General features: G+C 63.2%; 13 protein-coding genes. 7 read left to right on the forward strand and 6 right to left on the reverse strand.

From position 1 onward, the window contains the following. Positions 1-18 precede the first annotated feature (18 nt). Complete coding sequence (cckA, locus tag NKI59_RS18090) at positions 19-2,592, reverse strand: cell cycle histidine kinase CckA (protein ID WP_352705762.1); 2,574 nt, start codon at positions 2,590-2,592, stop codon at positions 19-21. Positions 2,593-2,795: 203 nt separating this feature from the next. On the opposite strand from cckA, the gene NKI59_RS18095 reads away from it, so the two are divergent. Then, positions 2,796-3,548, forward strand: coding sequence for a hypothetical protein (locus NKI59_RS18095; RefSeq protein WP_352705764.1), 753 nt, complete (start codon positions 2,796-2,798; stop codon positions 3,546-3,548). Positions 3,549-3,631: 83 nt separating this feature from the next. Here NKI59_RS18095 and dksA read toward each other — a convergent pair whose 3' ends face one another. Then, the gene (gene dksA, locus NKI59_RS18100; protein WP_023674847.1) at positions 3,632-4,048 is read right to left on the reverse strand and encodes an RNA polymerase-binding protein DksA; all 417 of its coding nucleotides are present in this window, start codon (positions 4,046-4,048) and stop codon (positions 3,632-3,634) included. 260 nt (positions 4,049-4,308) lie between these two features. Here dksA and NKI59_RS18105 point away from each other — a divergent pair, with 260 nt between their 5' ends. From NKI59_RS18105 to NKI59_RS18120, 4 genes are all read left to right on the forward strand, one after another. After that, entirely contained in the window at positions 4,309-4,812 is a 504-nt protein-coding gene (locus NKI59_RS18105) for a SixA phosphatase family protein (RefSeq protein WP_352682917.1), read from the forward strand. Positions 4,813-4,874: 62 nt separating this feature from the next. Beyond that, positions 4,875-6,353, forward strand: coding sequence for a YcjX family GTP-binding protein (locus NKI59_RS18110; RefSeq protein WP_352705766.1), 1,479 nt, complete (start codon positions 4,875-4,877; stop codon positions 6,351-6,353). Continuing rightward, a complete protein-coding gene (locus NKI59_RS18115; protein WP_352448741.1) occupies positions 6,350-7,444 on the forward strand; it encodes a YcjF family protein in 1,095 nt (364 codons plus the stop codon). The genes NKI59_RS18110 and NKI59_RS18115 overlap by 4 nt, the downstream gene beginning before the upstream one ends. 86 nt (positions 7,445-7,530) lie before the next feature. After that, positions 7,531-8,085: a hypothetical protein gene (locus tag NKI59_RS18120; RefSeq protein WP_352448740.1), complete on the forward strand. Its 555-nt coding sequence runs from the start codon at positions 7,531-7,533 to the stop codon at positions 8,083-8,085. Positions 8,086-8,148: 63 nt separating this feature from the next. On the opposite strand, the gene NKI59_RS18125 is transcribed toward NKI59_RS18120, so the two are convergent. Then, complete coding sequence (locus tag NKI59_RS18125; RefSeq protein ID WP_352705769.1) at positions 8,149-8,313, reverse strand: hypothetical protein; 165 nt, start codon at positions 8,311-8,313, stop codon at positions 8,149-8,151. A 117-nt stretch (positions 8,314-8,430) separates the two neighbouring features. Here NKI59_RS18125 and NKI59_RS18130 point away from each other — a divergent pair, with 117 nt between their 5' ends. Continuing rightward, positions 8,431-10,266 carry a monovalent cation:proton antiporter-2 (CPA2) family protein gene (locus tag NKI59_RS18130; RefSeq protein ID WP_352705770.1) on the forward strand — a complete coding sequence of 612 codons (1,836 nt, stop codon included), beginning with the start codon at positions 8,431-8,433 and terminating at the stop codon, positions 10,264-10,266. A gap of 20 nt (positions 10,267-10,286) precedes the next feature. Then, on the forward strand, positions 10,287-10,835 hold the full coding sequence (locus tag NKI59_RS18135) for a DUF924 family protein (protein WP_352448961.1): 549 nt from the start codon (positions 10,287-10,289) through the stop codon (positions 10,833-10,835). Positions 10,836-10,859: 24 nt separating this feature from the next. Here NKI59_RS18135 and folK read toward each other — a convergent pair whose 3' ends face one another. Genes folK through folP form a run of 3 tightly spaced genes read right to left on the reverse strand, consistent with a single transcriptional unit; the run spans position 10,860 to position 12,576 of the window. Next, positions 10,860-11,384 carry a 2-amino-4-hydroxy-6-hydroxymethyldihydropteridine diphosphokinase gene (folK, locus tag NKI59_RS18140; RefSeq protein WP_352705772.1) on the reverse strand — a complete coding sequence of 175 codons (525 nt, stop codon included), beginning with the start codon at positions 11,382-11,384 and terminating at the stop codon, positions 10,860-10,862. After that, positions 11,368-11,727 (reverse strand): dihydroneopterin aldolase, encoded by a 360-nt coding sequence (folB, locus tag NKI59_RS18145; protein ID WP_023674838.1) that lies wholly within the window; start codon positions 11,725-11,727, stop codon positions 11,368-11,370. Before folB ends, folK begins: the two co-directional genes overlap by 17 nt. A 3-nt stretch (positions 11,728-11,730) precedes the next feature. Next, positions 11,731-12,576, reverse strand: a complete 846-nt coding sequence (folP, locus tag NKI59_RS18150) for a dihydropteroate synthase (RefSeq protein WP_352705775.1) — start codon at positions 12,574-12,576, stop codon at positions 11,731-11,733. Positions 12,577-12,634: the final 58 nt, after the last annotated feature.

The following is a 12,634-nucleotide window of genomic DNA, read 5'->3' on the forward strand; positions in this document are numbered from 1 at the left end:
AGCGGAGCGTTGGAAGGGTCAGGATTCAACCATGTCCTTTACGATCGTGGCCAATTGCTTGAGCGAAAACGGCTTCGGCAAGAAGCCGAAATGCGCGTCGGCCGGCAAGTTCTTGGCGAACGCGTCTTCGGCATAGCCGGACACGAAGATAAACTTGATGTCGGGTTGCCGTTTGCGCAATTCGCCAAGCAGCGTCGGGCCATCCATTTCCGGCATCACCACGTCCGACACCACGACGTCGACCTTGCCGCCGAGCGCTTCGTAGACTTCAAGCGCCTCGACGCCCGACGACGCCTCGTGGACGGTGTAGCCGCGCGATTTCAGCGCCCGCATGCCGCCCATGCGCACGGCGTCCTCGTCCTCGACCAGCAGCACCGTGGCCGAGCCCGACAGATCCTTGGCTGAGTCGGCGATCTTGGCAGGGGCGGCCGGCACTTCTCCAGCCTCGCCCGCCTTCCTTGCCTCCGCAATGTGCCGCGGCAGGAAGATGCGGAACACGGATCCCTTGCCGACTTCGGAATCGCAGAAGATGAAGCCGCCTGTCTGCTTGATGATGCCATAGACCATGGACAGGCCGAGGCCGGTTCCCTTGCCAACCTCCTTTGTCGTGAAGAAGGGTTCGAAGATCTTTTTCAGCACATCAGGCGCGATGCCGCTGCCGCTGTCCTCGACCTCGACCAGCACATAGTCGGCCGGAGTAAGTTCGCGGTAGGAAAAGGTCTTGCACTCTCCGGCGCTGACGTTGCGGGTGCGTACGGTGAGGTCGCCGCCGGCCGGCATCGCATCGCGCGCATTGACCGCCAGATTGACCACCACTTGCTCGAACTGCCCGATATCGACCCTGACCGGCCACAGGTCGCGGCCATGGTCGATCTTGAGCTTGATGTCGTTGCCGACCAGCCGGGCAAGCAGCATCCTGAGATCGGCGAGCACATCGGTCAGGTTGAGCACCTCCGGCCGCAGCGTCTGCTTGCGCGAGAAGGCCAGCAACTGCCGCACCAGCGAGGCCGCCCGGTTGGCATTCTGCTTGATGTTCATGATGTCCGGGAACGACGGATCGGACGGCCGGTGGTTGGTCAACAGCAGGTCCGAGGCCATGATGATGGCGGTCAGCACATTGTTGAAATCATGCGCGATGCCGCCGGCGAGTTGGCCGACCGCCTGCATCTTCTGGCTCTGCGCCATCTGGCCCTCGAGGGCCTTTTGCTCAGTGGTCTCCACGGCATAGACAATGGCCGATTCCTCGGCGCCCTCGCCACCGGTACCGTCTGCGACCGCGTTGACGTAGAAGCGTATGTGGCGCTCCTCATTGCCGGGCAGCACCGTATCGATCGGCTCGATGTCAGCCTGTTGCTGGCGTGCCTTTTCGAACGCCGCGGCGAAAGGCGGCCGGTCGCGCTCGTGGATCACCGTATCCAGCCGCACACGCCGATCGACCGCGTCGCGGTCGACGACCGAGGAAAACAGCGACAGGAACGGCGCATTGGTGCGCAGGATGCGGCCGGCATGGTCGACGCCGGCTATCGCCATCGGCGTCGAGTTGAAGAACCGCGTGAAGCGTATTTCCGATGCGCGGAGGTCGGCCGAAGCGTCCTCGCCTTGCGTCCGGTTGAGCACGATGGTGCGAGTCGGGCCGTTGAGCCCCTCTCGGCTGGCCGAGACACGATGCATGAAGCGCACCGGCAGCGCCTCGCCGGTCATCGTCGTCAGATCGAGGTCGATAACGGCATTGCGCGTGGTACCAGCGTCGGCCTTGACCGAACGGACCAGCGCCATGCCGTCGCCGGCGACGATCTCCGGCAGCGTGATGGCGCCGGGAGTGAAGCTGGCCAGGTCGATGCCCAGCCACTCCGCAAGGGTCGCGTTGACATAGGTGACGCGGCCTTCCTGGTCGGCCGAAAAGAAGCCGGCCGGCGCATGGTCGAGGTGATCGATCGCCTTTTGCAGGTCGAGAAAGAACCGCTCCTGCTCGGCTCGTTCCTGCGAGATGTCGGCAAGCTGCCAGGCAAGCATGGGCAGCCGCTGGCCGGGAACGCTGAAGGCGCGGGCCCGAACGCGGTACCAGCGAGCGCCCGGTTCGGCGCCTGGCCGAATGGACTGCGCGAGCCGAAACTCGCCGTCGCCAGGCTGGCCGTCACGCAGGCCGGACGCCAGCCGGTATATGGTCACCGAGGCCTCGGGAACGTCTGAAAGCAAACCTTCGACCGTCTTGAGGTCGGCGGCCGACTCGGCACCCGTCATATCGGCATAGGTCCGGTTGGCGTAGATGATACGGCCTTTGGTGTCGGTGACCAGGAGACCTTGCGACATCGAATCGACGAAAGCTTTCGACAGTTCGTCGCTTGTCGAGCGCGGCGTGATGTGCACGAAGCCGATCGCAGTGGCGAATAGAAAGCCGACGCCGATCATCGCCAGCACGCCAAGCATGCCAAGCAGGAATGGATCGCCAAGGCGCTCGCGGAAAAGGCCGAAGACGATCGCTGCCCCAGTCAGGACGACGATGAAGACGATAAGCCGGGTGACCGCTCCCGGTCGCGTGTTCTGGTCGACGATAGGTACCGGATAGAAATCGCCGCGCGCTTCCTTGGCCATGTGCCCCCTGCTCGTGAATTCCGGTGTCGGTTGAATCATATTCTCAGGGTTGGGAAAAGGCCCGGCTGCAGATGTCCGCTAAAAATGACGCCGTTCGGCTCCCGGCGTTTCAAGCTGTTCACGAAGCGTGAAAGGCAACTTGCGGTGGCCTGCCGCAACAGTCTAGTGTCGCTTCTCTTCGAAAGCTGATTTTGGGGGAACCAATGCTGCAATGGCTGGATGGCGTGGCGGGTCCTGGTTATGCCGCAGCAATCCTATGGACGTTTGCAGTACTTGTCCTTCTGCTCATCATTCTTCTTATCATCAGGCTGGTCCGCAGCCTGACGTTCGGGACATTCGTCGCCGGCGGCAGGAACCGCAAGACGAGGCTGGCTGTCATGGATGCCACAGCGGTCGACAGTCACCGGCGGCTGGTGCTGGTGCGCCGTGACGATATCGAGCACCTGCTCTTGATCGGTGGTCCGACCGACGTCGTTGTCGAGCGCGACATCAGGCTCTCGGCGCTGCGGCGCCCGGCATTGACCGGAGACAACGGCCACCAGCCGGCAGCAAGGTCTGCTTCGACCACAGCCGCGCCGGTGAGGCAAGCGCCACCGCAGCCGGCAAGCGTAACCGCGACCCCTGTCCGAGCCCGCCAGACGGCGACGATGCCGGTAACAATGCCGGCGCCGGCGCCGAAACCGGCATCGAACGTCACACCGTTGCCAAGTTATGGATCCGTCAACGCCAATGCCTCGCGGCATGCGCAGCCGCCGGCAAGACAGGACTCCCCGGCAAGATACGAGCCGCCGGCACAGCACGAGTCGATTGACGATGCGCTGATGAAGGAGCTGGAGGTTTCCCTCGACGAGCCACGCTTCAGCCAAACGCCGAGCAAGCCGGTGGCGAAGGCATCGCCCTCTCTCGACGACGAGATGACGAAGCTCCTCGGCGAGTTGTCCAATCAGAAAAGATAGGCCGATAGCGAACGGCCAATGAAAATGGCCGGAAAACCGGCCATTTTGAACGCTTTACCGATGCCGCTGTTTTTCCCGGCGACTCAGTCGTCGCGGTAGACCTTCTCGCGCCGCTCATGGCGCTCCTGTGCCTCGATCGACAAGGTGGCGATCGGGCGCGCGTCGAGCCGCTTCAGCGCGATCGGCTCGCCCGTCTCCTCGCAATAACCGTAAGTGCCTTCGTCAAGGCGCTGGAGGGCCGAATCAATCTTGGAGATGAGTTTTCGCTGGCGATCGCGGGCGCGAAGTTCGATGGCGCGGTCGGTTTCGGAGGAGGCGCGATCGGCGAGGTCGGGGTGGTTGGCGTTTTCCTGCTGCAGGATTTCGAGAGTTTCGCGCGCTTCGCGCAAGATGTCGTTCTTCCAGGTGACGAGCTTCATGCGAAAGTAGGATTTCTGCCGCTCGTTCATGAACGGCTCGTCTTCGGAGGGCACGTAATCGGCGGTAACGATGTCGTTCATTCGACTCACCCAACAAACCCCAAATTTGGCGCCTATATATTCGCGGACCGAAAGCTGCACAAGGTCAATCGACAACAGTTTCACGCAATTGTTAGTCTCGGACAAACCAGCATCGGCGATGCCCTTTTTGCGAAGAATACGACCGAATCCGTACATGATTCGCTATGCTTGAGGGGTGCTTGCCATTGCGCACGGAGCTCTTCTGATGGCAAATCCTGCGGCGTGCTGACGGGTTCGGTGCCCGGCACAACGGGGATCCGGTGACCAGACTTTACCTGCTGAGGCATGCGAAGGCCGGCTGGGCGCTGCCTGGCGTGGCTGACTTCGATCGCCCGCTCGATCCATCCGGCTTCGCCGATGCCGAAGCGATGGGCGTGCTGATGCGTTCCCGCAAATACGCACCGGCCCTCACCCTTTGCTCAAGCGCCAAGCGCGCCCGCCAGACGCTGGAAAGCTTGGCTGGCCAGACGGACACGGGCCGGGTGCTGTTCTGTGACACCCTCTACAGCGACGATGCCGCCGCGTACCTCACTGCCATCCGGCAGAATGGCGGGCTGGATGCCTTGCTCGTCATCGGCCACAATCCGATGATTGAGGATCTCGCCATGGCGCTCTCAGGCGACGGCAACGAGACCGCGCGGACCATGCTGAACCACGGCTTCCCGACCTCCGCACTTGCGGTGGTCCGGTTCAACGGCAGACTTGCCGAGGCTGCGCCAGGCACCGGCTATCTCGAAGCCTTCCTGACGCCTGCCGATATCTGAGGCCATTTCAAAGCCGCGCATCAAAGCCTATATCGGATCCTGACCGGCCCGCGAGAACAGATTTGGCATCATCGCTGACGACTTTTACCGACGAGGCGAAGATTGCCTTGGATACGTTGTCAGGCCGCGCTGCCGGGCTTTTCGCTCCGTCACTGCGTCTTGGCGTGACCGGGCTGTCCCGCGCCGGCAAGACGGTGTTCATCTCGGCCCTTGTGCACAATCTGGTCCATGGCGGACGCTTGCCGCTGTTTGAGGCACAAAAATCGGGGCGCATCGCCCGGGCTTTTCTCGAAGAGCAGCCGGACGACGCGGTACCACGCTTCCAGTACGAGGATCACATCGCGGCTCTTGTCGACGATCGCGTCTGGCCGGATTCGACGCGCGCGATTTCCGAACTGAGGCTCACCATCGAATACGAATCGGCCTCTGGCTGGAGCCGCATGTTTTCCGCCGGCAAATTGTCGGTCGACATCGTCGATTATCCCGGCGAATGGCTGCTCGACCTGCCGCTGCTCGGCAAGTCCTACGCCGATTTTTCGCGTGAGGCCTTCGAGATGGCCGTGTTGCCGGTGCGTGTCGATCTTTCGCGGGAATGGCAGGCGCTCTCCGCCTCCGTCGACCCCAACGCCGACGCCGACGAGATGACGGCGCGCCGTCTCGCCGAGAGCTTCGCCGCCTATCTCAAGGCCTGCAAACTTGACGAGCGGGCGCTTTCGACCCTGCCGCCCGGCCGCTTCCTGATGCCCGGCGATCTTGAAGGCTCGCCCGCTCTCACCTTCGCGCCGCTGCCGAATCTGGGCGGCCGGCGCGCCCGCTCGGGATCGCTGCAGGCTATGATGGAGCGGCGCTACGAGGCTTACAAGACGCATGTCGTCAAGCCGTTCTTTCGCGAACACATCACGCGTCTCGACCGCCAGATCGTGCTCATCGACGCATTGCAGGCATTGAATGCCGGCCCCGGTGCAATGGCCGATCTGGAGCGCGCGGTCACCGAAATCCTGTCCTGTTTCCGGCCCGGCCGGGGCAACTTCCTGACCGACCTGTTTTCGAGGCGTATCGACCGCATATTGGTGGCCGCGACCAAGGCCGACCATCTGCACCACGAAAGCCACGACCGGCTGCAGGCGATCGTGCGGCGGCTAGCCGACCGAGCCGTGGCGCGGGCGAATTTCACCGGCGCCGACGTCGACGTCGTCGCTATGGCTGCCATGCGCGCGACCCGGGAAGGCACGGTCAAGCAGGGCCGCGAGACTTTGCCGGTCATTATCGGCACGCCATTGCGCGGCGAAAAAATCGATGGCAAAACCTTTGACGGAAAGACCGAAACAGCCATATTTCCCGGTGACTTGCCGGAGAAAGTTGATGCGGTGTTCGACGTTTCCGAATCGACCCGCCCGCAGAACAATGACGACCCCGCGATCCGCTTCGTGCGCTTTCGCCCGCCGAAACTCGAGCGCACCGCCGAGGGTGTGACGCTGTCGCTGCCGCATATCAGGCTCGACCGCGCGCTGCAGTTCCTGATCGGAGATCATCTCGCATGAGTGCGCCCCGCAGACCGGCGGCCTTTCGCATAGAGCCGGAGCCCCAGCAGAAGGAAGATTCGACGGCTCACCATGCTGCGTCCGAGGCCGCGCCGGCGCGAAAGCCGCGTACCGTGACGGCGGATCTTGCCGTGGTCACACCGGCGGAGATCGACGTCTTCGACGAGCCTGATATCGTCGCTGCCGAACCGCCGCCGGCGATTGCGCCGCGAAAACGTTCGCCGCTTGGCAGCCTGTTCTTCGGCGCGCTGGGCGTTCTGGTTTCGCTCGCCGTCGGCCTCTGGACCGACCAGCTGATTCGCGACCTGTTCGAGCGCGCCGAGTGGCTGGGCTGGCTGGCTGCCGCTATGGCCGCGATCGCCATCCTGGCGCTTCTGATCATCCTCGTGCGCGAATTCATGGCGATTGCCCGCCTTGCCGAGGTCGAAAAGTTGCAGAAGCGGGCGCTCGATGCGATTGCCCGTGACGATCCGAAGGCCGCCCGCGCCGTGGTCGACGAGTTGTCGGTCTTTGTCTCGGCCAAGCCTGAAACCGCGGCAGGCAGGCGCTCGCTGGCCGAATTGCGCGGCGAGATCATTGACGGCGGCAATCTGGTGCGGCTGGCCGAGACCGAGATACTCGGCCCGCTCGATGCCCGCGCCAGGGTGATGATCCTCGAAGCGGCGAAGCGCGTCTCCCTGGTGACCGCGGTCAGCCCCCGCGCGCTGGTCGACGTCGCTTATGTCGTGTTCGAAGCCGGCCGGTTGATTCGCCGGCTGTCGGAGCTTTATGGCGGCCGCCCCGGCACGCTTGGCTTTTTTCGCCTGGCGCGCAGCGTTCTGGCCCATCTCGCGGTCACCGGGTCGATCGCCGTCGGCGACAGTTTCGTCCAGCAGATCGTCGGCCACGGCCTTGCCGCCCGGCTCTCGGCCAAGCTCGGCGAAGGCGTCGTCAACGGCATGATGACTGCGCGCATCGGCATTGCAGCGATGGAAACCGCAAGGCCCCTGCCCTTTTACGCAGTCAGGCGGCCCGGATTGGGCGATTTCCTCTCCGCGCTGACCTCCTTTGCAGCAAAGAAAGAAAAAGAAACGTCCGCTTCCGGAACGTGACTATTGCCTTGGGGTGACAAAGCATTAACCAATCTTGTCCATGGTCGGAAGCGTCCAACCAGTCTCTTTGTTGCCGGGTGTCGTCGATGAAAAGCGTTATTCTGTCCAGCGGGCTGCCCGTGGCGCTCGCGCTTGTCGCAACCGTCGGCATTGCCGGAAAGACCTCGGCGGCGGAACCGGACAAGCAGTTCTTTCGGTCGGTCGAAGGCAAATGGGTCGGCCCCGGGGAAATCGTTGCCGGCAAATACAAGGGCACGAAATTCACCTGCAGCTTCATCGGCTCGACGCCTGACGGCAAGGTCGGCATGTCGCTCGACGGCGGCTGCCGGGTAGGCATGTTCACCCAGCAGATGTCGGCAACGATCGAACACAAGGGCCGGCAGGGCTACAAGGGCAGCTTTATGGGCGGCGCCGCCGGCTCCGGCCTCGACATTATCGGCGGCAATGTCGTCGATGCGCACAAGGTGGTTTTCACCATCAATCGCAATCAGTTGCGCGGCGTTATGCAGGCGCTTGTCCCCGACGACAATTCGATGACGGTGACCGTTGCCGTGCGCGTCGACCAGCAGCTGGTCCCGGTCATCGGCATGAAGTTGAAGCGGGTCGATGCAGTCGAGGTCGGCTCCATAACTCCGAACTGAGCTTTCGGCGTGAAAAAGGCGGCAACCAAACGGCGCCGCCCTCTTTGATATGCAAATGGGTGCTCAACCCTTGATCGCGGCAATCACTTCGTCATAGGCCTTGCAGGCCTCGGCTGCTGTCGTGCCGCCCTGGTACTTGGTTGTGACCGCCTGGACCTTGGCCCCGAGGTCGGCTGCCTTGGCCGGACCCTTGGTAATCGCAACCTGAAGCAACGCCCGGGAGCCCATTATCCTGTGCAGTGCGCCTGCAATATCGCCTTCACAACGCGCCGGATTCGCACTGTTCGATCCGCTCCGAAGCCCCTATCTTGGCCGCTTGACTCCCAGGAGAGCGGAACGGCAGGCATGGCGGCAGAGGCATCGAACGGCGATCTGATCCAGGTGGTGGCGCTGCTCGCCGCCGGCGTCGTTGCGGTGCCGATCTTCAGGCGCATCGGACTTGGCTCCATCCTCGGCTATTTGACGGCCGGCGTCGTGATCGGTCCGTTCGGGCTGCGCATCTTTTCCGAATCGGAAGCCATTCTTCATGTCGCCGAACTCGGCGTCGTCATGTTCCTGTTCATCATCGGGCTGGAGATGCAGCCGTCACGGCTATGGGGCATGCGCCGCGAGATTTTCGGGCTTGGCGCGCTGCAGGTCGGCGTCTGCGCGGTCCTGCTGACCGCCGTCGGGCTGGCGGGAGGTTTTCCTATCGCGCAATCCTTCGTCGCCGGCGCCGGTTTCGTGCTCACCTCGACGGCAATCGTCATGCAATTGCTGGAAGAACGCGGCGAACTGGCCACGCCCAAGGGCCAGCGCATCGTCTCGGTCCTGCTCTTGGAAGACTTGGCCATCGTGCCATTGCTGGCGCTGATCGCCTTCCTCGCGCCGGGCGGCGCCGATATGAGCCTGTCGGATCGGTTGACGGAGGTCGGCATCGGCCTTGCCGCGATCGTCGGGCTGGTGCTTGCAGGACGCTATCTGCTCAATCCGTTCTTCCGTATTCTGGCGGATGCGCGCGCCCGTGAGGTGATGACCGCAGCCGCCCTTCTGGTCGTGCTCGGGTCGGCGCTCGCCATGCAGCTTTCCGGCCTGTCGATGGCGATGGGCGCCTTCCTGGCCGGCGTGCTTTTGTCGGAATCGACCTTCCGCCACCAGCTGGAGGCCGACATCGAACCATTCCGCGGCATTCTGCTCGGACTGTTCTTCCTCGCCGTCGGCATGTCGCTCGACCTGCATGTGGTCGTCGTCAACTGGCAGCTCATTGCCATCTATGTCGTCGCCTACATGATGATGAAGGCGATCGGCATCTATATCGTCGCCCGCATTCTCAAAACCGGCCACCGGGAAGCACTCGAGCGCGCGGTCTTCATGGCGCAAGGCGGCGAATTCGCCTTCGTCCTCTATTCCGCAGCGGCGGCTGTCGGTATCATCGATAGCCAGGCCAATGCGATGCTGACCGCCATCGTCATCATTTCCATGGTGCTGACGCCCTTAGCGATCATAGCATTGCGGTATCTGACGCCACGCGACGAGCAGTCGCTTGAAGGCGTCGATGTCGCCGAAGGCCTGACCGGCAGCGTGCTGATCATCGGCTTTGGCCGGTTCGGCCAGATCGCCAGCCAGCCGCTTTTGTTGCGCGGGATTGATGTGTCGATCATCGACAATGAGGTCGAGATGATCCAGGCGGCGGCCGATTTCGGCTTCAAGGTCTATTACGGCGACGGCACGCGGCTGGACATCCTGCGTGCCGCGGGCGCCGGGCGCGCACGCGCCGTGCTGATCTGCGTTGACAAGCCCGATGCCGCCGTGCGCATCGCCGAGCTCATCAAGGCGGAGTTTCCGTTGCTGACGGTGCTGGCGCGGGCTTTCGACCGCGGCACGGCGTTGCAGCTCATTCGTGCCGGCGTCGACTATCAGCTCCGCGAGACGTTCGAATCGGCGCTTGTCTTCGGCGGCTCGACACTGGAAGCTCTCGGCGTCGATCCGGAAGAGGTCGCCGAGGTAGTCGAGGACGTCCGCCACCGCGATGCTGCCCGTTTCGAACTTCAACAGGCAGAAGGCATCCGCGCCGGGCGGCGCTTCCTCAAAGGCAATATCGGCACCCCCATCCCGACGCCGCTCAGCACGCCACGGCGCGTGGGCCAGGCGCTCAACGAGGAGACCGCCGGCGTGCTGCAGAAATCCGAACCGGCCGATTAAACGTTGGAAAGACGCGAATGATGAACGAACTGGACGAGCGCGCTGTCTCCATCACCAGATTCTGGCGCGACGCCGGGGAGGACGCGTGGTTCGAGAAGAACGACGCCTTTGATGCCGACTTCCGCACCCGGTTTCTCGATCTGCACTTTGCCGCCGCCCGCCGCGAATGCGACGGCTGGTCCGAACACGCCGAAGGGTCGCTGGCGCTGATGATCCTGCTCGACCAGTTTCCGCGAAACTGCTTTCGCGCCACCGGCCACATGTACGCCACGGACCCGCTGGCGCGGCATTTCGCCGGGAAAGCGATCGCTGCCGGCCATGACCTGGCACTCGACGAAGAGCTCCGCGTTTTTCTCTATCTGCCCTATGAGCATTCGGAGGACCTCGCCGATCAGCTCAAATCGGTAGAGCTTACCGCCGCCAAAGCCCCGATCTATCTGAAATATGCGATCGAGCATCGCGACATCATCCAGCGCTTCGGCCGCTTTCCGCATCGAAACAGGATGCTTGGCCGCGAGACGACACCGGACGAACAAATGTTCCTCGACGGAGGTGGGTTCTCCGGCTGATTTCAGGCACCGATGGCGGCAGCGTCAGGTTTTCCACCAATCCCGGCCTGACGGCAGCCGTTCAATGCCCGATGTGTCGACGGCGGCCAGCCGCTCCGATACGCTCTTGCCGTCGACCACAAGCTCCGGCGCAATTTCTGCCAGCGGCGCCAGCACGAAGGCGCGCTCCAGCATGCGCGGATGCGGCACCTCCAGTCCGGTCTCGTGGATGATGCGGTCGCCGAACACCAGAATGTCGATATCGATCAGGCGTGGACCCCAGCGCTCCTCGCGCACCCGCTTCAGTTTTCGCTCGGCGTCGAGGCAAACGTCGAGCAAAGCCCGTGGCGCGAGCGCGGTCGAGATTTCGGCCGCCGCGTTGAGGAAATCCGGCTGATCGAGCTTGCCCCAGGGCGGCGTGCGGTAGAGCGACGAAACGGCAACGACGCGCGTTCTCTCGTTGGCATCCAGAATGCCCAGTGCCGCAGCCATCGACTTCGCCGGATCACCGAGATTGCCGCCAAGGCTGAGATAGACGGTGTTGTTGTTGTTACTATTCTGGCCAGACAACGGTCACCTCGACATGATCGAGCACACCCGGCACCGGGGCGTTCGGCTTGCGCACGGTGATCTCGGCCTTTTTGATCTGCGGAAACCGCGCCGTTAGCGCCCTCGCCACTTCGAGCGCCAGCGCTTCGATCAGAAAGCGCCGTTCGCCGGTAATGATCTTCTCGATGACCGCAAAGGCGATGCCGTAATTAACGGTGTCCTCGATGGAATCCTCGACCAGCGCCCGCCCGGGATCCACCGTGAGTGCCGCATCGACATAAAAGCGCTGGCCGAGCGTCTCTTCTTCGTCCAGCACACCGTGCCGGGCAAAGAAGGCGCAGTTCTTCATGCGGATGACGTACATGGCTCAGCTTTCCCCGATCTCACGTGCCAGCATAGCATCGGCGATGGCCAGCGCATCCACGTTGATTGCGACATCGTGGACGCGAAAGAGATGCGCGCCTTTGAGCCTCAGGATAACGCTGGTGGCCGCGGTCCCGGCGCCTCTTGCGGCTGCGTCGCGGCCGGTGACGGTGCCGATAAAGCGCTTTCGCGATGTGCCGGCCATCAGTGGAAAACCCAGCGCATGAAGCTCGGAAAACCGTGCCATCAGGTCAAGATTTTCCGCTGCCGTCTCCTTGGCGAAGCCGAAGCCCGGATCGAGCACGATGTGGTCGTCGGCAACACCGCTCCGCCGCGCGATTTCCAGCGACTTCCTGAGGAAGAAGAGCTGATCGGCAATCACGTCGGGCAATTTCTGCCGGTCCCGTCCCGTGTGCATGATGACAAGCCCGGCGCCGGTTTCGGCCGCGACGCGGGCAATGCCCGGTTCGCGCTGCAGGCCCCAGACGTCATTGACGATATGCGCGCCGGCTTGGACGGCAAGCCGGGCCGTATCCTCGCGATAGGTATCGACCGAGATCAGCGTTCCGCCAGACGTCGCGAGCGCCTCGATGACCGGCAATATGCGAGCCTGCTCTTCGTTTGCGGAGACCGCAGACGCCCCGGGACGTGTCGATTCTCCGCCGATGTCGATGACGGAGGCCCCCTCCTCGACCATGCGGCGCGCCTGAACCACGGCTTTTTCCGGCGCATCGAACAGGCCGCCGTCGGAAAAACTGTCCGGCGTGATGTTGAGGATGCCGACGACCACGGCCTTGCCGCCAAGGTCGAGATGGCGTCCGTGCGCCAACTGCCATCGCCCTGTCATCATTGCCCATCAACCATGTTCGATCCCGCGGCGTGGCGGGGGATCAATTCCGTTGCGCCGA

The sequence above is a fragment of the Mesorhizobium sp. M0598 genome (assembly GCF_040320865.1).
Taxonomy (GTDB): domain Bacteria; phylum Pseudomonadota; class Alphaproteobacteria; order Rhizobiales; family Rhizobiaceae; genus Mesorhizobium.